Annotated in this window: 17 protein-coding genes and 1 riboswitch; of the genes, 13 read left to right on the top strand and 4 right to left on the bottom strand. The window is 52.9% G+C overall.

Features of this window, described 5'->3' with window-relative positions; genetic code table 11:
- The first annotated feature begins 3 nt into the window (after positions 1 to 3).
- From HMPREF9412_RS05325 to HMPREF9412_RS05315, 3 genes are all read left to right on the top strand, one after another.
- Entirely contained in the window at positions 4 to 645 is a 642-nt protein-coding gene (locus HMPREF9412_RS05325; protein ID WP_009590337.1) for a PepSY domain-containing protein, read from the top strand.
- A 249-nt stretch (positions 646 to 894) separates the two neighbouring features.
- Entirely contained in the window at positions 895 to 1,212 is a 318-nt protein-coding gene (locus HMPREF9412_RS32400; RefSeq protein WP_009590344.1) for a phasin family protein, read from the top strand.
- Positions 1,213 to 2,883 (top strand): ABC1 kinase family protein, encoded by a 1,671-nt coding sequence (locus HMPREF9412_RS05315; RefSeq protein ID WP_009590372.1) that lies wholly within the window; start codon positions 1,213 to 1,215, stop codon positions 2,881 to 2,883.
- Here the strand turns inward: HMPREF9412_RS05315 and HMPREF9412_RS05310 are convergent.
- Positions 2,880 to 3,449: a hypothetical protein gene (locus tag HMPREF9412_RS05310; RefSeq protein ID WP_009590358.1), complete on the bottom strand. Its 570-nt coding sequence runs from the start codon at positions 3,447 to 3,449 to the stop codon at positions 2,880 to 2,882. The two genes, HMPREF9412_RS05315 and HMPREF9412_RS05310, sit on opposite strands and share 4 nt — an antisense overlap.
- 242 nt (positions 3,450 to 3,691) lie before the next feature.
- Between HMPREF9412_RS05310 and HMPREF9412_RS05305 the strand changes: the two genes are divergently transcribed.
- The 3 genes from HMPREF9412_RS05305 to HMPREF9412_RS05290 all read left to right on the top strand — a co-directional run bounded on the left by HMPREF9412_RS05305 (position 3,692) and on the right by HMPREF9412_RS05290 (position 7,213).
- Complete coding sequence (locus HMPREF9412_RS05305; RefSeq protein ID WP_009590385.1) at positions 3,692 to 5,308, top strand: DEAD/DEAH box helicase; 1,617 nt, start codon at positions 3,692 to 3,694, stop codon at positions 5,306 to 5,308.
- 96 nt (positions 5,309 to 5,404) lie between these two features.
- Entirely contained in the window at positions 5,405 to 5,755 is a 351-nt protein-coding gene (locus tag HMPREF9412_RS05300) for a DUF3243 domain-containing protein (protein ID WP_009590391.1), read from the top strand.
- Between the two features lie 204 nt (positions 5,756 to 5,959).
- Positions 5,960 to 7,213 carry a membrane protein gene (locus HMPREF9412_RS05290; RefSeq protein WP_009590392.1) on the top strand — a complete coding sequence of 418 codons (1,254 nt, stop codon included), beginning with the start codon at positions 5,960 to 5,962 and terminating at the stop codon, positions 7,211 to 7,213.
- 26 nt (positions 7,214 to 7,239) lie between these two features.
- Here the strand turns inward: HMPREF9412_RS05290 and HMPREF9412_RS05285 are convergent, their stop codons facing one another.
- Entirely contained in the window at positions 7,240 to 7,776 is a 537-nt protein-coding gene (locus tag HMPREF9412_RS05285; RefSeq protein WP_036671352.1) for a hypothetical protein, read from the bottom strand.
- Positions 7,777 to 8,070: 294 nt separating this feature from the next.
- Here HMPREF9412_RS05285 and HMPREF9412_RS05280 point away from each other — a divergent pair, with 294 nt between their 5' ends.
- On the top strand, positions 8,071 to 8,550 hold the full coding sequence (locus HMPREF9412_RS05280) for a glutathione peroxidase (protein ID WP_009590350.1): 480 nt from the start codon (positions 8,071 to 8,073) through the stop codon (positions 8,548 to 8,550).
- A gap of 107 nt (positions 8,551 to 8,657) precedes the next feature.
- On the opposite strand, the gene HMPREF9412_RS05275 is transcribed toward HMPREF9412_RS05280, so the two are convergent.
- Entirely contained in the window at positions 8,658 to 9,293 is a 636-nt protein-coding gene (locus tag HMPREF9412_RS05275) for an SDR family oxidoreductase (RefSeq protein ID WP_009590326.1), read from the bottom strand.
- A 426-nt stretch (positions 9,294 to 9,719) separates the two neighbouring features.
- Here HMPREF9412_RS05275 and HMPREF9412_RS05270 point away from each other — a divergent pair, with 426 nt between their 5' ends.
- From HMPREF9412_RS05270 to HMPREF9412_RS05250, 5 genes are all read left to right on the top strand, one after another.
- On the top strand, positions 9,720 to 11,081 hold the full coding sequence (locus HMPREF9412_RS05270; RefSeq protein ID WP_009590381.1) for an FAD-dependent oxidoreductase: 1,362 nt from the start codon (positions 9,720 to 9,722) through the stop codon (positions 11,079 to 11,081).
- Between the two features lie 133 nt (positions 11,082 to 11,214).
- Positions 11,215 to 11,808, top strand: coding sequence for a DUF4352 domain-containing protein (locus HMPREF9412_RS05265; protein ID WP_009590369.1), 594 nt, complete (start codon positions 11,215 to 11,217; stop codon positions 11,806 to 11,808).
- 257 nt (positions 11,809 to 12,065) lie between these two features.
- Entirely contained in the window at positions 12,066 to 12,659 is a 594-nt protein-coding gene (locus HMPREF9412_RS05260; RefSeq protein WP_009590341.1) for a TetR/AcrR family transcriptional regulator, read from the top strand.
- 112 nt (positions 12,660 to 12,771) lie between these two features.
- Positions 12,772 to 14,019, top strand: a complete 1,248-nt coding sequence (locus HMPREF9412_RS05255) for an MFS transporter (protein WP_009590387.1) — start codon at positions 12,772 to 12,774, stop codon at positions 14,017 to 14,019.
- Between the two features lie 448 nt (positions 14,020 to 14,467).
- Positions 14,468 to 15,328, top strand: coding sequence for a formate/nitrite transporter family protein (locus HMPREF9412_RS05250; protein ID WP_009590379.1), 861 nt, complete (start codon positions 14,468 to 14,470; stop codon positions 15,326 to 15,328).
- Positions 15,329 to 15,470: 142 nt separating this feature from the next.
- Here the strand turns inward: HMPREF9412_RS05250 and HMPREF9412_RS05245 are convergent, their stop codons facing one another.
- Positions 15,471 to 17,297: an APC family permease gene (locus HMPREF9412_RS05245; RefSeq protein ID WP_009590329.1), complete on the bottom strand. Its 1,827-nt coding sequence runs from the start codon at positions 17,295 to 17,297 to the stop codon at positions 15,471 to 15,473.
- 166 nt (positions 17,298 to 17,463) lie between these two features.
- Positions 17,464 to 17,658, bottom strand: a riboswitch (cyclic di-AMP (ydaO/yuaA leader).
- A 485-nt stretch (positions 17,659 to 18,143) separates the two neighbouring features.
- Between HMPREF9412_RS05245 and HMPREF9412_RS05240 the strand changes: the two genes are divergently transcribed.
- Positions 18,144 to 19,989, top strand: a 1,846-nt coding sequence (locus HMPREF9412_RS05240; protein WP_009590354.1) for a molybdopterin-dependent oxidoreductase, incomplete at its 3' end; no start/stop codon positions are given.

Here is a 19,989-nt window from a genome sequence, read left to right as displayed (position 1 = left end):
AGGATGAACAAGAGAACATTGTGGGCAGGCGCGCTGTCCGTAGCAATCGCGGCAAGTGGAGTATACGGTTATAGCGCCGTGCAGGCTGCAGGATCAGGACAGACCACGCCGTCAGGAACCCAGGCAGCTGCCAAACAACAGAAGCAGCTCATTGGAATGGAAAAAGCCGAACAATTGGCACTCGCTGCTGCCAACGGTAAAGTGGAGGGCATTGACATTGACCGCAAAAAGGGCAAGCTGGTGTACGATGTTGAGATTCAGCAGAGCAACCGGGATGTCGATGTATGGATTGATGCCTACACAGGCAAATCCCTTGGCGTCATAGTAGATCGGGATGATGACGATGATGACCGTGACAGCATTCCGGGGAATCTGATCGGTGCCGGCAAGGCATCCGCGATCGCTGTCAAACACGTCAAGAGCGGTACAGCCGTAGAGGTTGATCTGGACCACGATGACGGCCGTTGGGTGTATGACGTCGAAGTGAAGACGGCCAAAGGCTCGTCCGAGGTGGAGGTTAACGCGGTCAGCGGCAAAGTGATCAAGGCAGAATACGAGAAATACGACGACCATGATGATGACGACCACGATGACCATGATGATTGGGACCATGATGATCACGATGATGATCACGATGACGATTAAACCGTTCTTCATCTGCGCAGGATAGCAGTATCAGCGAACAGCACGGGATTAACCCGGCTGTTCGCTTTTTTTGTCGTGGCTTTAGTGCATTCCCGCCGTCCCATCCGGTTGGCCCTCATATTTCATGTAAAATCAGGGGAAATTGATAAGGGAGCTTCTCGATACTTATGAAAGCAAGTCCAAGGATAGATGTTTTTGCCAGCGTTAAAGGTTATAATGGAACCAGACAACGACCGGGAGGGATATATCGTGAGTGATCTTTTTAAGAAAGCCATCTCGTTAGGATTGGGCCTTACCGTGGTCAGCAAGGAAAAAGTAGAGAAAATCGTGGATGATCTGGTCAAACGCGGGGAGCTGGCTCCTGCGGAATCCAAGGCGCTGGTGAACCGCCTCGTCGAGCGCGGCGAAGAGGAGCAATCCCAGATCAAGTCATATATTTATGAGCAGGTGCAGCGCGTGTTGTCCGATCTGGATGTTCCCAAAGAGAGCGATGTCGCCAGCCTGGAACAGCGCATTGCCGCTCTGGAGAAGAAGGTTGTAGAACTGGAAGGATCGCGGCAGGAATAGATGGCGGTCCGAATTCGACATGCCGGACGTTACCGGGAAATCGCCATGGCGCTCATGCGTCATGGCTTTGGCTATATGGTGGAGGAGATGGGACTGTTTCATGTTCTGTCGCTGCCTGTCCGCTGGAGCTCCAAGGAGCAGCCGGAGACGATTACGCTTGGGGAACGCATTCGGCGAGTGCTGGAGGATCTGGGGCCTGCCTTTGTGAAGCTGGGCCAATTGGCGAGTACCCGATCGGACCTGCTGCCAGACCATATTATCCAGGAATTGGTCAAGCTGCAGGAACGGGTGCCTCCGTTCCCTTCCGCGAGCGCACGGGAGCTGATTGAACAAGAATGGGGCATGCCGATCGATGACGTGTTGAGTAAGTTTGAGGACAAGCCGCTGGCTGCCGCCTCAATCGGGCAGGTTCACGCCGGGAGGCTGAAGTCCGGAGAGCTTGTAGCGATCAAGGTTCAGCGTCCGGGCGTGGCCCGCATGATCGGCCGCGACTTGGAAATCCTGCGGGATTTAATTTCGATTGCCGAGCGCCATTGGGAATGGGTGAAGCAGTACCGCGTGGATCGGATCGTCGACGAGTTTGCCAGAGCGATGATGGCGGAGCTGGATTACAGCCATGAAGCCCGGAATGCGGAGAAGATCGCATCCCGGATGACGGAGCAGGAATTTGTCCATATCCCGCGGATTTATTGGGACTATACGTCATCGAAGGTGTTGATGATGGAGTATGCCGAGGGTCTTACCTTAAGCCGCAGGCAGGAGATTGTGGCCAAGGGGCATGATCTCAAGGCGATCGCCGAGCATCTAACCGACGGCATGCTGCAGCAGATTTTTATTGAGGGCTTCTTTCATGCCGACCCTCATCCGGGGAACCTGCTCGTCAGGGAGGACGGCAAGCTGGTCTTTCTGGATTTCGGTCTGGTGGGTCACCTCAGCGAAGATATGAAGGATCATCTGTCAGGACTCATTATTGCATTGATGCGGCGGAATTCGGAAGGGATGATCCGGGCGATTTCCAGAATGGGTTTGATTCCGGACGATTGCGATATGGATGCGCTGCGGTCGGATATGGACCGTCTGCGGGAAGAGTATTATGACGTGCCTTTTGCTCAAGTTCGCATCGGCAAGGCATTGACCGATCTGTTTGCCGTTGCCCAGCGGCACCGGATTATGCTGCCTCCGGATATGACGCTGCTTGGCAAATCATTGCTGACCCTGGAAGGGGTCATCGAGATGCTGGACCCGAACCTGAGCATTATCGATATGGCGGAGCCTTTTGGAAGGAAGCTGCTGAAGAAGCGGTACAATACCCGCCGGATCAGCAGGAAGGTGCTGGATGGGGTAGCGGGGCTTGCCGAGAGCTTGCTTGATCTGCCCGGACAAGCCCGGCAGCTGTCGGCTCTGATCAGCAAAGGAAAATTGCGGGTGGAGATCAGCGTTCCGGAACTGAAAACGCTGATGCGCAAGATGGATCAGATCAGTAACCGGCTGTCCTTCAGCATCGTCCTTCTGGCTTTCAGCATCATCATGGTAGGGCTCATTATCGGTTCGTCGCTCAGCCGGGAGCCGATGATGATATGGAGCTTCCCGGTGATTGAGGTCGGATTCATCGTAGCCCTGCTGATGGTGGCATGGCTGCTGTACGCCATATTCAAATCCGGCAGGTTCTAGCCTGCCGATTCGGCTCTTGTCCGTTTGCGCTGCTGCATCCAGGCCTGGACACCGATCAGGATCCACTCTATGAGATGGAAAAATACGGCGATGACTAATGATTGCAGCCAGCCCTCCACGGGAATGGCCGGCACGATCAGAGAGGCTATGTACAGCAGCAGCGTATCGGTCACGACCGTCACTGCCTGTTTCATATAAATGGAGGTATCCTTGCGAAGCAGAAGCCGCAGCAGGGCGATGACCAGTGGATGTATGAGACCTTCGAAGATCAGGAACCCAACCAGGACGAAAAGCGAAAAGCCGAGCAGCACGCCTTGGCCGTCATAGGCTAGCGTTTCGCCTGTCCCTGAAGGATCGGGCATGGGGAACCACTGGGCATACAGCATGGAAAAGAGCTCCAACGGCATAATGATAAAGGCCGACAACAGCGGAATAAGCCACAGCTTCTTCCGGAAGGGAACGATGGGCTCCCCGTCGCGCCTTGAAATATAATTCATCATCAGATTGATAAGGCCGAATAGGATCATCAAGATCAAGGCTGTCAGGATGAGCTGTAGGATATGCATATCGGGGACACCTCCTCGCTGGTGTAAACTGGATTTCTATATCATTGACATTACCAAAGTCAGGGTCGTTTGTCAGTTTTCTGGCGAAAATAGTGAATGGATTCAAAGCACATACTTCATTCGCCGGACACATAAGGAACGCCCCGTTCTTCTAAGAACGAATGTTATCGGCCTTTTGTTGTGATTTATGTATGAAAAAATGTTTGTATTGATTGCTGAATCGAATGGATTGAGACCATACGATGCTAAATAAATTAAATGAGGTGGAACGTTTGCCGAACTTTCAACAGCTGGGCATTGACGAACAAAGAGTACGGAAACTGAAGGAGCAGGGAATTACGGAACCGACCCCGGTACAGCAAGAGAGCATTCCGCTGCTGCTGCAGGGAAAGGACGTCATTGCCCGGGCGAAGACCGGCACAGGCAAGACGCTGGCTTTCATGCTGCCGATACTGCAGCATATCGATCCCAAGCGGGCGTACCCGCAGGCGCTCATCATTGCGCCGACACGGGAACTGGCATTGCAAATTACGGAAGAAGCCAAGAAGCTGACGGCAGGAGAGCCGGACGGCATCAAAATCCTGGCCGTCTATGGCGGGCAGGACGTGGAGAAACAGCTGCGCAAGCTTGAAGGCGGACGCCAATTGATCATCGGCACGCCGGGCCGGCTGCTGGATCATTTGCGACGGGGCACGTTAGAGCTTGGCGGCGTGAAGCAGCTGGTGCTGGACGAAGCCGACCAGATGCTGCATATGGGCTTTCTGGATGAGGTGGAGGCGCTGATCCATGCGCTTCCGTATCGGCGCCAAACGATGCTCTTCTCGGCGACGATGCCTGCCGGCGTGAAGCAGCTTGCCGGCAATTATATGAATCAACCTGTCGATATCGTGATTAAGGGGGCTTCCCCGATCCCGCTGGAGCAGATCCAGCAGGTGGTGGTCGAGTGTACGGACCGTTCCAAACAGGATGCCTTACGTGCAATGATCGAAGAGCATAATCCCTTCCTCGCGATCATCTTCTGCCGGACGAAGCGCAGAGCCACCACGTTGAACGAGGCGCTGCTGGCCCATGGCTATCAATCGGACGAGCTGCATGGGGATCTGTCCCAGGCGAAACGGGAAGCGGTAATGAAGCGATTCCGGGAAGCCAAGCTGCAGCTGCTCGTTGCAACGGATGTTGCCGCAAGGGGGCTGGACGTCGAAGGCGTTACCCATGTCTTTAACTACGATATGCCCCATGATGTTGAAAGTTACATCCATCGTATCGGCCGGACCGGACGGGCGGGGGGGAGCGGTATGGCCATCACGTTTGCGGCCGGGAAAGACCTTAATGATCTGCAGCGCATCGAAGAAGGGATCTCCCAGCGGTTGAAGCGAGTACGCTATGACTCTGCCGCCGGAAGCCTTCGGGAAAGCTCTGGCAGCTCGGGCAGGGATACGGGCCGACCGAGAAAAGCAAGAAATGTCTCATCACTTGAATCCGATAATGAACGTGGTCAAGGCAGAAGCCGTTCCGATCGGGGCACGGGTTCCGGGCGCAGCCGCGGTAACGAGCAGGGTAGAGGAAGTGCAGGATCATCGCGCAGGGATGACCGCGGTTCGGGCCGGACAGGAGGCCGTACCGGAGAGGGTCGCGGACCATCGGCGGCTGGAGGCCGAGGCAGCGGCGGGCGTGACGGCGGTCGTGCAGGCGAGGGCCGTGGACAGCAAGCTGGAACACGAGGCAGCAGCCGCGGACCGTCCAGAACCGAGGGGCGGGGGAATCCCGCCGGCCGAGGCGGACAAGGCGGAACCCGGTCCTCCGAAGGCCGCGCTGCCAGAGGCCAGAGCGGTGGACGGCGCGGCGGCCGCAGCCGCTAGGAGTTCGAGGGGAATTCTAGGAGACGATCTGTTTCAATCCGGAAGTTCACGTTTAAGTAGAGAGCGTTACCCAGTCAACGACAAGGAGGCGTTACCATGTCTGAACATAATCATGTGGTGAACAAGAACGGTGAGCTGGATGTGAGTAAGGTCGATGACGCTATGGACCGGATTGACGACAAGGAGAAGGAACGGATCCTGGCTGACTTCGATGCCTTTCAATCCTTTTTGAACAAACGAATTCAGCTTGCCGAGAGCATTGGTTTGAATGAAGAGCAGCTGGCGCAGGCGGCAGAGAAGGTAGCCGGATACCTCGCCGCAAACGAGGAGCCCCGCAATTCCGAGGAAAAACTTCTTCAGGAGTTATGGAAGGTCGGAACGCAAGCGGAGCGGCATCAGCTGGCTCATCTGCTGGTTAAGCTGGCTCAAAACCGTAAGGCTCCATAAGGCGAAGCGTGAGATGGAAGTCCTTCCCCGGCCGACTTGCCGGGGAAGGTTTTTTGGTTGGAAGGCAGGGATTAACATATCTAAACATATCTATAGGGTGAAAGACTTGATATTAGGCTTTATACATAATATGATCTCCAATGTCTTTATTCCATCTGTTGGGTTGGGTAACATCGAAAGAATAGAGGAGGAGGCGCTGCCTGAATGTCTCTGGTGATTCATGAGCAGAGAAAACCCAAAATGCAGCCTTTTTATTGGGTGCTTACGTTCGAAATGCATGTGCTTGGTATTTTGCTGGGCCTGGCGTTTACGATTGGACCTTTGATTCTGCTGTACTTCTGGGCCAATGTCTGGACGTGGATGAGTCTGGCGGCTATACCCGCCGGTATCTTCATGGTGATTCGGCTATCCAAGAGTCTGAAAGGGCATATCTGGAATAATACGCATCTGGACGAGTATTTGTTATACGAAGACCACATTGAATATGAGCGATGGAATCCCGAGACGAAAGACTCCTTGAAGGGGAGCGTTCGAATCGGCGATGTAAAGGAAATATATTACGGGCGATATATTTTTCAATTCAGTTATGCCTATAAGAACAGCAAAATGACCGAGTCGTTGCCTATGGCGGAGTTAATGCCCATCATGTACCTTGTTGCTGGAGAAGGGCAGGCTGAACGGGCAGTCGCCGTTCCTTTCACGGATCCGATGGAGGCGAACCGCTGGCTGGAGGTCATCGGCAGACGAGGGATTCCTTTATACCTGACATCCGTCATCATCCAAGATCTGGGGGATGAATCGGTGGCGTCATTGCTTCGCGAGGACGAGGATTTAGAGCGTGCCGAATTTGACGGGAATATCGAGCGGCAATTCCGTCCGTATCTGGATCGCCTGGTACAGGAGAACGATGAGGAAGACAGGGAGCTGACGGAGGAGGAACTGGATCAGCTGGAATACGAGATGAAGCTCCTCGAATACGAAGAAGCGCTGCAAAAGCGTAGATCGGCTTTTCGTGGAACCGGTTTGCTTGCTTGGCTGGTTTTCCCGGTTCAGTTCGCCGTCGGTTTTTGGCTGACACGCCAGGCAGAGCTGGGTAACGCGGACCCGGAAAAACCGCTGTATCCCATTCTTCTTGTTGCGCTGTCGGCGATCCTGTTCTTCTTCTTGGTGAAATGGATGCGCTGGCTACAGATCATCATGTTCTCGCTGGTTACGTTTATATCGTTTATGTTTCTGGACTTCTCCGAGATCGAGACCGATCCTTCCTACCAAATGTCCAGCATGCTGCTTGCGATAGCCATGCTGTCGCTGCCTGTGGTTGCCCTCTTCTATTTGGGAATCCGGTATATGCGCAAAGGGCGGGATGCGAAGAATCTTCCGCCGACGCCGGGGCCGTATCAGTCTCTTCCGGAAACCGATAATCCGGGGTTCGAGTCTGGAGACCGGCTGTCAACCTAATATGAAAACAAAAGAAACGCACCCCTTCACATTTGGGGGTGCGTTTCGTATCGGTACCTGTAGGTATCCATGGGCTGGCTGGTAAAAGAGGTGTCCAGCTTCTTCTTCTCGCCGGGGGCGAGGGTGATGTCCCTGTACATCTCGGTGAAGACTTCCTCATCGTTCTTGTCGTACACGAACAAGGTAATATGACCGTTGAACGTTTGGCTTTCATGATAGTTGCCGGCATAGACGACGATGTCGGCATCCTCCTCATTTTTATAGGCTCCAACGTGGAGTACGACGTAGTCTTTCAAGCTCTGCAGCTGGGAATCTGCCTTCTTGTCCTCAAAGTTCTGATCCAGGTCGGTCAGCATCGTTTCTTCTTTGTAGAGCGATTCCTGGGTGATCAGGCCAATGGGGATCGTCAGAATAAAATAGAAAACCAGCGTCGATAGCCCTGTGCTGCCAAGCACGGTCTTTCGGTCATACCCCCCTTTGATCAATCCGATGAAGGCAATCAGGGCCAGGACAACGACGATGAGATGCCAGGGGGATACAAACATTTCGGGATATAATTTCATTTCTTTTCCTCGCTTACTGTTGTTGAAATGCGGGATCATGCAATATTTTGCCAAACCCTAAATCATTACCCTGCTGACTTGCTGACTAAACAGCTGTCATGAGTCTATGTAATTCTTGCTTGAAGCGGATATATACGTTTATCATAATGGATTTACGGATGGCGGGGTAGAGGCATTGGAACCGAAAATTTGGTTTAGGGACGTATATTCGGTATGATGTAAGAAGATGGGCCAGGCTACAGAAGCTTGGAAGCAAGCGATTCATTCAATACAAGCTGGAGAGGAGATTCGAGGATGTCAGTTTATGAATATCATGCAACCAATACCAAGGGGCAGGAAGTCTCGCTCGATCAGTATTCGGGCAAGGTCTTGATCATCGCGAATACGGCAAGCCAATGCGGCCTTACGCCGCAATATGGAGAGCTTCAGCAGCTGTACGAACAATACGGCCAGCAAGGGCTTCAGGTTCTTGGCTTTCCGTGCAATCAGTTTGGCGGACAGGAGCCGGGTACGAGCGAAGAGGCCGAATCGTTCTGTCAATTGAACTATGGCGTGAACTTTCCGGTTTTCCAGAAGATTGACGTGAATGGGGAGCAGGCGCACCCGTTATTTCAGTATCTGAAATCGGAGCAGCCCGGACCGAATGAAGGCGGAGAGATCGCCTGGAATTTTACGAAGTTCCTGGTGGACCGCGAAGGCAAGGTGGTTCAGCGGTTTGAGCCGAAGGAATCGCCTGAATCCATGAAGGGCGCCATTGAATCCCTGCTGGGTTAATGGCAGGAAGTAACGAGCACATAACAGGGCTGTTTTCGTCGGGGGATTTGTCCCGGAGGAGAAACAGTCCTGTTTTTTTATGGGAAATTGCTCTCCATTTCGTCCATTCAGCCCGAAGCAAGACCCTTAAGGGCATCTTGTATGGGGTAATCGCCTTGAATCAGATCAAACGCCTTAAGTTCCGACTCTGGCGTGGAGAGACACAGCACGGCTGCTTGAGCGACATCTTGACGGGATATGGATCCGGTTTCCCGGAGATCGGGATGTGCCTGAACCCGGCCGGCAGGAGCGTCATCCGTTAACTCGCCGGCCCTTATGATCGTGTGAGTCAGCGTACTTTCTTCAAGAATGGTCTCTGCTTTATGTTTGGCAAGCAAATAGGGCTTCAGTTCGGAGAAGTGCTCCGGGTGCTTGGTCTCCATGCAGCTAATCATAATGAAGCGATCGATTCCTAGAAGCACGCACTGCTCGATCAGTCTCACGGTGCCGACATGATCCGTCTCCTGCGGATCTTCCGTTATGCCGGCGCCAACTGCGCAGATGACAGCGTCAACGTCCCTTAAACCATCGGAATAAGACTGCGTCAAATCACCGACAATTCCTTCGGCACCCTCCTGCTCCATCTTCCGTTTATGAATCTCATCGGGGATCAGGCCGCGGACTTGATACCCCTTCTCAGCGAGAAGCTTCGCGATCCGTCTCCCGGTATTTCCATGCGCTCCGGCAACAAATACGGTTATCATGATAAAGCACCTCCTGCACAACATTACCCGCAGCCGATTGTTTCAAAAAGGGAATAATCCGTTATTAATAAGAAAAACCTATTCCGGTATCTCGAGAATATTGGAAGGCGGGGCCCTTTTAGCTTCCCCGGATCCCGTACCCGTATTCTCGATTTCACTTTATTCCGTGGCATCAGGACATTAATCCTGGAGTCAAGATCATTCATCATTCCCACTATGTGAAATTATGAACAATATGTGAATAACGCAACTCGCCTATTGAACTGTGAAATAAATCACATTATAATAAGGTCATGAAGTGAAATTATTCACAATCAGTAATAACAGTCACCCGTTCATGCTCAACAAGCGTTACCAAGCATGAATCCAGGCAAAAATGCTCATCTTAAACCAATATAAAGCTTCATACTTGGAGGAGGAAAAACCATGAAAGTTGCAGTTATCGGTTGTACCCATGCAGGAACGTCCGCCATCGTGAATACCGCCAAACTTTATCCCGATGCACAGATTACCGTTTACGAACGCAATGATAACATCTCATTCCTGTCGTGCGGCATCGCGCTTTACGTCGGGGGCGTTGTGAAGGATCCGGACGGGTTGTTCTATTCTTCGCCGCAGAAACTCGACGAGCTTGGTGTCGAAACCAAGATGAAGCATGAGATCATCTCGGTGGATACGGACCGGAAAACCTTGAAGGTCCGCAATCTGGCCACGGAGGAAACGTTTGAAGATACCTATGACAAACTGATTGTTACCACCGGATCCTGGCCGATCGTACCGAAGCTTGAAGGCATCGATTTGAATAATATTTTGCTCTGCAAAAACTACGATCATTCCAACGCGATCATTGATAAAGCGCAAGGAGCGAAACATATTACCGTTGTCGGCGCCGGTTACATCGGCGTGGAGCTGGTGGAGGCCTTCCAACAGAACGGCAAGCAGGTCACTTTGATCGACAGTGCCGATCGGATTCTGAACAAATACCTGGATCCCGAGTTCAGCGGCAAGATCGAGGAATCGTTCCGTGAAAAAGGGATCGAGATGGCCATGGGGCAGACCGTGACATCCTTCCAAGGCCAGGATGGCAAGGTGAATAAGGTCATCACCGACAAAGGGGAGATCGACACGGATCTGGTCATTCTCTGCATCGGCTTCCGACCGAATACGGAGCTGCTGAAGGGACAAGTCGATATGCTGAAGAACGGCGCCATCGTTGTGGACCAATATATGCAAAGCAGCAAGCAGGACGTCTATGCAGCGGGCGATTGCTGCTCGGTGCTCTATAACCCGACGGGTAAAATGATGTACATTCCGCTGGCAACCAACGCTGTCCGGATGGGTACGCTCGTTGCACGGAATTTGGTGCAGCCCACAACGCCTTATATGGGAACCCAGGGTACGTCCGGATTGAAAATATACGAACACAACATTGCCTCGACGGGATTAACCGAGGGAGCGGCCAAGGATGAAGGTTTGAAGGTGGAGACGGTCACCATTACGGACCATTACCGTCCGGAGTTCATGCCTACCTTCGAGGAGGTTACGCTTAAGGTGGTGTATGAACAGGAAAGCCGCCGGATGCTCGGTGCACAGGTGATCTCGAAAGCGGATATGACGCAGTCCATCAACACCTTGTCGGTGTGCATCCAGAACCGCATGACGATCGACCAGCTGGCCTTTATCGATTTCTTCTTCCAGCCGCATTACAACAAGCCGTGGAATTTCCTTAACACGGCCGGCCTGCAGGCTCTGCCGGCGGTGGAGACCAAAGCGCCGGTGCACGCTTAATTCATTCAAAGCAAGAAAAAGACCCCCTGATTCGGGGGTCTTTTTCTTGCTTTAGAAGGAATATGGATTTTGACAGCGAATTGGAAAATATCCGGACATATCGATATGTGACTTTCAGGAGGTAGGATAATGTATGAATAAAAAAATAATGCTGGCCTCGGCTGTGTTGTTCTCCATGCTGCTGACGGCTGCTTGTTCCAACGATCAGGCGGACCCGCCGGCAGAGACTCCGCCGGCTGTCGTGGATAGCGGGGGAACGGATCAGACGGAGGCGTCGGAAGAGGAACCGCCGGCAGAACCATCCCAAGGGAAGGTTCAGCCTGCCGATGGAGAGACGAAACCGATCGACGAGCCTGCCGCTGTAGGCGATACGGTCGATTACCACGGCGCGGTCATCACGCTGAACGGCGTACGCGACTCCGAAGGCGACGAGTACCTGAAGCCCCAGCCCGGCCATACGTTTAAGGTGGTCGACATTACCGTGAAGAACAACGGTCAGGAGCCGTTGGTCATCTCTTCGGCACTGTCTTTTTCCATGACGGATTCAAGCGATCTTAACTATACGGTTCCTATTACGGATGACGTGAAGATGCTGGACGGCACCATTCCTCCGGGCGGCGAGCTGACGGGCGAGATTCCTTACGAGGTGAAGCAGGACGTTCAGGGGCTGCAGCTGAGTTACGGCGATCCGATGAAAGAAGGAAGAGCTATTTGGGCAGTGGAATAATGCAACAATATAGCATGTTGTTATTTTGGAATGTGCAGGATGGGCAAGGATTTTGCTTCGGCAAAGTCCTTTTTTCGTTGCATTCGGAAGAGCGTCCTTTACATGAGAGGAGGTTTTCAGTATGATTAAACCGTACAGTCGGTTTTTTAACGAGGGATGGAGTTCTTTCATGAAAGAATACATTTTTTATTAAGGATCACGGGTTTTCCGCTGGTTGATGCGGACTGTTGAATCCAAGGCAAGGAGTGCTTACACCGATGTCATCAGAAAAAGCGCAGCGAAAGCGGGATTTGATTCTGGATAAAGCCAAGGAGCTGTTCATTCAGCGCGGTTATGCGGCAACGTCGATGGATGAACTGGTCAAGTATACGGGGGCCAGCAAGGGAAGCATCTATTATCACTTTGAGAGCAAGGAAGATTTGTTTGTCAAGCTGCTGGCGAAGCAGAATCGGGAATGGATGGAAGCCTGGGACGACAAAAAAGCCGATTACGTCAGCTTTGAGGAGAAGCTTTACGGGATCGCAGATCACATGGTCGACGACTTTCAGAATCCGCTTACCAAAATCGCGGAGGAATTCTATATCAATCAGCCGGAAAATAAGACGATTGTGGGCGAAATGCTGGCCATCCTCCAAGGTCCGCGTACGCTCTACCGCGAAATTCTGGCAGAGGGAGCGGACGAGGGACGAATAGCGGCAGAGGATATCGACGAAATAGCCGTTATTTTCGGATCGCTTCTGGACGGGTTGTCGGTTTCGTACTACGAACGGTCCCAGGAGGAATCAAGACAGCTGTTCCGCAAGAGCGTAACGTACTTTTTGAACGGTGTGTTATCGGGTCAAGGCTCATAGCGTACTGTTCGGTAGGAGGATTTATCGAAAACGCTTTTCTTAGCTAACAGGCAAGGGCGTTTTCGCAAAAATAAATAAACCGAATAGTCGGTTTTAAACAGGGGGATGGAGTATGAAGCATTTGTTTGGCAACCGCGCGTTCGTGCTGTTGATGGTGTCTGATTTTATGCAAAATATCGGGATCTGGATCCGCAATATGGCGCTGTTGTTCTTCATTATGGAGCAGAGCAACCATGACCCGGTCGCCGTATCGCTGCTGACCGTGATTGAATACGCGCCGATCTTCGTGATTTCCATGATTGGCGGCGTACTGGCTGACCGTTGGCGTCCTAAGCGAACCATGATTTGGGGGGACATTTTAAGCTTCTTATCCATTCTGCTTATTTTGTTTGTTGTGTATGCGGGATATTGGCAGGCCGTGTTTGCGGTGACGCTGGTTTCGGCCGTCGTCTCGCAATTCTCGCAGCCATCGTCCATGAAGATCATCAAGCGGTGTTTGCCGGATGAGCATGTGCCCGCGGCCACGGCGTTATCCCAGACCTCGATGTCGCTGTTTATCATTTTGGGGCCTATGGTAGGCACGACGATTTATCAAGCATTTGGATTGCAGGCCTCTTTAATCAGCTTGCTGATTCTGTTCGGCGCTTCGGCGATCGTGTTGGCCTTTCTGCCTTCCACCGTGGACGAACCTTCCAAGGACTCGGAATCAGCCGGTTCGTTTGCAAAGGACATGAAGGCAGGCTTCACCTACATCGGTTCCAGCCGGCTGTTGAAGGTGCTGCTGGTGGTCTACGTTTTGTTGGCGCTGGGCAGCGGGCTCGTACAGCCGCTTGACATCTTCGTCATCACCGAGCGTCTCCAACTGGAGATGTCCAGCGTCCAGTGGTTCACTGCGCTTGAGGGCTTGGGCATGTTGATCGGCGGTGTGATCGCAGCGGTGATTGCGGGCAAAGTGAAAGGTTCCTACTTGCTGTTTGCGGGGCTGGCCTTCCTTGGACTCTCGACCTTTGTCGAGGTGCTGTCCCAGTGGCCGATCCTGACCGGCTCGATGCGCTTCGTCACCGGGGTGCTGATGGCCATGGCGCAGACGGTCCTGATGGCGGTGATGATGCAGCAGGTGGAAGAGAAATTCATCGGCCGGCTGAACGGCGTGATGACGCCGATATTTACCGGCATGCTGCTCATCGGCTCCGGGCTTACGGGATGGTATATGTCGGTCACCTCCATTGTCGTGGTGTATTTTACGGCAGGCGCGCTTTTCCTGCTGTCGTCGTTCATCAGCATGAAGCTGCCGATCGCCAAGGTGCCGGTGCAGGAAACGGAAGCCACTGTTAGGATGGAGACGGCGGCCAAGGCTTAACGGGCAAGTAATGCCGAGTCTGGCAGAGTGGTATCAAACACGAACGAATTTCGTACCTGGTAAAAGCAATCCAAAAGAGCGGTGCCGGGGCGAGTCCCGGGCACCGCTTTTTCGGCATATGCGATTTCTTGAAGGAAGCGAAAGGCAGTCACCCCGCTAAAGTTAATCCAAAGCTCCACCCGTGGACAAGGTGCTATGCCTATATCCATATCTCGCGTAAATGGGCACACCGAATCCGATCTATGTTACTCGCTGCAGCGTGGTCAGCAGATAAAGGCATACTGAACATCACATCTGCACCTGTCCGTCCCTGACGGACATGATCGTGATATAATTCACGTTCTTGCCAAAGAAGCTGCGTTACAATGTTGGTAACGATAACACGAATATCATGAGCTGCATTCGGATAGATAGACAAGGCGGATGCGGAAGAAATGAGGGAGTGACCATGGCTTACCATAAACCTGAGCGCATTGCGGAGATTACCGTGGAGAACGGGGTGAAAAAAGCGCATAACTCCGCCATAAACGTGATGATATTAGGATTCCTTGCTGGGGCATTTATTGCGCTCGGCTTTTTGCTTGACATACGCGTGATTGCCGGAGCGTCTCCGGAATGGGGAGGGATTGCCGGTTTTGTAGGCGCGGCGGTATTCCCCGTCGGATTGATTCTTGTCCTGCTTGCAGGCGGGGAGCTGCTGACGGGCAACATGATGGCCGTGTCCTTGGCCAGATTCAAGAGACGAATTTCCACGAAGGAGATGATGCGGAATTTAGCGCTTGTCACGGTCAGCAATATGTTGGGAGCGTTATTCGTCGCTTACTTCTTCGGCCATGTGACCGGTCTGACAGGCAGCGGCGTTTACCTGGAGAAGCTGGTGGACATGGCAGGGCATAAGCTGGACGACAGCTTCCTGCAAGCCTTCTTGTCGGGCATTGGGTGCAACTGGCTCGTAGCCCTCGCCGTATGGCTGTCCTACGGATCGGATCAGATGAGCGGCAAAATTCTCGGGATCTGGTTTCCGACCATGGCGTTTGTCGCCATCGGGTTTCAGCACGTGGTGGCCAACATGTTTCTCATTCCGGCAGCGATTTTTGAAGGCTATTACAGCTGGGGCGAGTATCTGATGAACTTCATTCCGGTATGGCTGGGCAATTTCGTTGGCGGCGCGTTATTTGTGGGAGCGACATACGGAACCGTGTATTTGAAGAAGGAGAACCAAGCCGCAGCCGCTCCGCGCGGCGAGCAGGCGCCTGCGCCATCGGCTAGCTCCCCTCAACAGGTTCATTCCGCGCAGAACGCTTCATAATGCCGAAAGCCTGGCGAGCGTCTGGTTTAAAGAAAAAGCTGCGTTCAACCGTCCTTTATGTAGAAGGTAGAGGATGAACGCAGCTTTTTTTCGTGATGGGCGAGGCTGTTCCCAGTAATGAATCAAGCAGGGAACAAGCCCGCTATTTTTTTAAATGGTAGGGAACCGTCGTGATGATCACGTCTCGCCGATACAGGAGATGTGCCCGGATGAGCAGGCTGGATTGATTGTGCAGGAAATTATGCCAGCCCTTCTTGGGGATGAACTGCGGAATGACGACGGTAACCTGATAGTCGGATTCGCTTGCCTTGCGCTGCACGGTATCGATGAATTTCGTCAGCGGCTGAATGATGCTCCGATAAGGCGAGTGCAGCGTCACCAGCCGGATGTCCGGCTGCCACTTTTTCCATTTTTCCTGGAAGGCGACCTCCTCCTCCCGCTCGAACGGCACGTACACCGCGATGATTTGGCCCGCTCCCAGCGATTTGGCGTAATTCAGCGAGTTCTCCACCACATGCGTGATTCCTGCCACAGGCAGGATGATGACATTCCCCTCAATCGGCTTAACCGGCTCGCAGGTCGTAATCCGGAGCTGGTCCGCTACCGCCTCGTAATGCTTGCGGATCCGGGTGAAAATCCAGATGATCAGCGGCAGGAATATCAGAACGGTCCACACCTGGGCGAATTTCGTAAAGAAAAAGATCATGGTCACGATAAAGCTGATGCATGCGCCGGTGGTGTTAATGATCAGCTTGACGATCCAGCCTTCGGGCTTTTCGCGGATCCATTTCACCATCATCCCCGTCTGGGAGAGGGTAAACGGGATAAACACGCCGACGGCATACAGCGGAATCAGATGCTCGGTTTTGCCTTCAAAAGCCAGCAGCAGCAGAATGGAGAAAAATCCAAGAATAATGATTCCGTTTGAATATCCCAGACGGTCGCCGCGGACGGTGAACATTCTAGGAATGAACTTATCCTTCGCCAGATTGACGGCAAGCAGGGGAAAAGCGGAATACCCGGTGTTGGCGGCGAGGATCAGAATTAAGGCCGTTGTTCCTTGTATGAAGTAATAAAGCGCATTTCGCCCGAAGGTATGCTCGGCAATTTGGGAAACGACCGTGACTTGTTCGCTGGGACTGACCCCATAGTAATAAGCCAGGAAGACGATGCCCGAAAATAACAGGGCCAGCAGCGATCCCATCGCCACCAAGGTTTTGGCCGCGTTATTCGGGGCCGGGTCTTTGAAATTCGGAATGGCGTTGGAAATCGCCTCCACGCCGGTCAGGGCGGAGCTGCCCGAGGCAAATGCACGCAGGAGCAGAAACAAGCTCAGCCCGGCTACGGGCGTGCCGATCGGTGTATGAAGCTCCGGAGACGCATGGCCTGTGGCAATGTTGAATATCCCTACCCCGATCAGGATGAATAACGCAAGCACGAACAGGTAAACCGGATAAGCCAATATGGAGGCCGACTCCGTGACCCCTCTTAAATTCAATACGGTCAAGCATAGAACGAACACGATGGAGATCGGCAGATTATAGGCGTGCAATTCCGGAAAAGCCGACGTGATCGCATCCGTCCCGGCCGACACGCTGACCGCAACCGTCAGGATATAGTCCACGAGCAAGGAACCGCCGGCCACCAGCCCCGGATACATGCCCAAATTCCGTTTGGACACGACATATGCGCCGCCGCCGTGCGGATAGGAGAAAATAATTTGTCTGTACGACAGGATAAGTGCCAGCAACAAGACCAGGACGCCGACGGCAATCGGTATGGAATACCAATAGGCAGCTGCCCCTACGGTCATCAACACAATGAGGATTTGTTCCGGACCATAGGCCACGGACGATAACGCATCGGATGACAGGATGGCCAGCGCCTTGGTTTTATTCAGCTTTTGTTCGCCTAATTCCGTTGATTTAAGCGGTCTTCCGATGAGGAAGCGCTTGATTGAGGATAACATGGTTGTTTTTCACCGCCGCTTAAGATTAAGTTCATGGTAGAAGCTCGCTGAACGGACTTCTATCGGTGTTTTTTATGTGCTGGACATAGGAACGGTCACCATTCCTATGCTGATTTTTGGCAAACAAAAAACACAGGTTAGAACCCTGTGTTTGATCACAAGTTCACAACCCTCCCGATCAACGCTGACGAGGTTAGCTGTCGGATTCGGGCGGTGAGAGTCGCCCTACCTGATTCCATCGCGGCGTACGTACGCGACGCATCAGGATTCACCCCATAGTATGGTTGAAGGATCCTATAGGTATCCCTCCATACGGTTGGTTCCCCCGCTTTCCATCATGGAAATTAAGCGAATGTCATGTGAATATGAAGAATGTTTTCGAAGCTGAATAGTATATTACGCCTGCTCCAATCGTTTGTAAAACATCCTCCAACGATCATTCGAACAGAATTATTTATAAAAAATAACAGATAAGCGCTTACATAATGACCTGGCTTTGACAGGCTTTTTATTTTGCATGTTTACTGCGAAAATCACGAGTTTCTATAATATGGAGGATTAGGTGTGGGGAACATCGGTCACTGGGAGGATGCCATATAAACAAATTCGCCATGCCGGTCTCGGGGGAGGAGACACTGGCATGGCGAATTTTTTTGGGAGTGGTCCATGATTCGGCAAGGAAGAGAAAGGGTCTGGGTTCCTCTTCTTTGCTCTTGATAGGAATATACCCGGGGGAAAGTAAAGTGAATCACCTGATTAGAAATAAATGTATGACTTTACTGGAACCCCGATTTTCTTTTAAGATAAAGGGATATGATGCAGCCGAGCAAAAGGGGGAAGTACGAAATGACTCAAGCGATGATTCATCAGGAAAACGGCGTATTTCCGGCGGTATGTCCGTTGGATTGTCCCGATACATGCGGCCTGCTGCTGCATAAAGAGAACGGAAAAATCGTCAAGGTGACCGGTAATCCGGAGCATCCGATTACGCAGGGAGCCATCTGCAATAAAGTCCGTAATATGGCACACCGGGTGTACCATCCGGAACGCGTGCTCTATCCGCTGCGAAGGGTAGGTCCCAAGGGAGAGGGCGCCTTCGAGCGGATCAGCTGGGACGAAGCCATTCAGGAGATTGCGGGACGCTATAAGGACTTGATTGAGGAATACGGCTCCGAGAGCATCCTGCCTTACAGCTTCTACGGCAATATGGGGATATTGAGCGTCGACGGCATGGACCGCAGATTCTTCAACAGGCTGGGTGCCAGCCGCCTGAAGCAGTCGATTTGCAATTCCGCGGGCAATGAGGGCTGGAAATCCGTGATGGGGTTTAATGGGGGAACCGTTCCGGAGGACACCGTACGAGCCGACGTCATCCTCGTCTGGGGCGGCAACATCGTCAGCACCAATATGCACCAGATGGTGATTGCAGAGAAAGCGCGCAAAGCCGGTGCCAAGGTCGTTGTGATCGATGTCCACAAGAACCAGACGGGGCAATGGGCCGACTGGTTCATTCCGCTGTATCCAGGCACGGATGCTGCGCTGGCCGTCGGGCTCATGCACATCATGTTCCGCGACGGCATGGTGAATGAGGAATTCCTCCGGAAGTATACGATTGGTCATGAAGCCTTGCGCGAGCACGTCAAAGAATACACGCCGGAGCACGTTTCTTCCATTACCGGCATCTCGATCGAGGATATCGAGAAATTGACCGAGCTCTACGGCCGGGCCGATACTTCCTACATCCATATCGGCAACGGTCTTCAGCATCACGACAACGGCGGCTTGACGGTGCGCAGCATCGCCGCGCTTCCCGCTTTGACCGGACAATGGCTGAAGCGGGGCGGAGGGGCTGCCAAGTCGAACGGCGGTTACAACAGCATGGATAGCGACGCGCTTGAGCGTCCCGATCTCCGGCCGAATCCCGAAGCGCGCACGATTAACATGAACCGGATCGGCGAAGCGCTTGCCATGACCGAACAGCCGATTAAGTCGCTCTTCGTTTATTGCAGCAATCCGCTGGTTGTGGCTCCCGATACCGAGCGGGTCAGGGAAGGGTTTGCACGGGAAGATCTGTTTACGGTTGTGCATGACCTGTTTATGACGGATACGGCCAAGTATGCCGATATCGTGCTCCCGGCAACCTCTTCGTTCGAGAATACGGACCTGTACGCTTCCTACTGGCATCAGTACGTTCAGCTGCAGGAGCCGGTCATTCCGGCACTTGGGGAGAGCAAGGGCAACGTAGAGCTGTTCTCCATGCTGGGACGGGCTATGGGATTCCAGGAACCGGCTTTTCATGAGACCGAGGAAGAGATGATGGCAAGAGCGCTCGACTTCCCGGATAACCCTTATCTAAACGGCGTCACGCTGGACAAGCTGAGGGAACACCGCCACGTGAAGCTGGACATGACGCCGCTTGAAACGTATCTGGACCGTTTGCCGACGCCTTCGGGACGCATCGAGTTATACTCTGCGAAGTTGGAGGAAGCAGGTCTACCGCCCCTTCCGACCTACGTGCCGCTGAAGGAAGGATACGACGGGGTAAGGCGCGGCCGCGGGCATCAATACCCGCTCATGTTCATTTCGCCGCCGAACCATAACTTCCTGAACTCGACCTTTGCGAACGTGGAGAAGCATCAGAAGCTGGAGAAGGAACCGGCCCTTCAGATTCACCCGGCGGATGCGGAGGAAC

Origin of the sequence: Paenibacillus sp. HGF5 (genome assembly GCF_000204455.1) — a bacterium.
Taxonomy (GTDB): Bacteria; Bacillota; Bacilli; order Paenibacillales; family Paenibacillaceae; genus Paenibacillus_AQ; species Paenibacillus_AQ lautus_A.
Note: the sequence above shows the minus strand (reverse complement) of the source record. Positions and strands in the feature narration are given on the sequence as shown.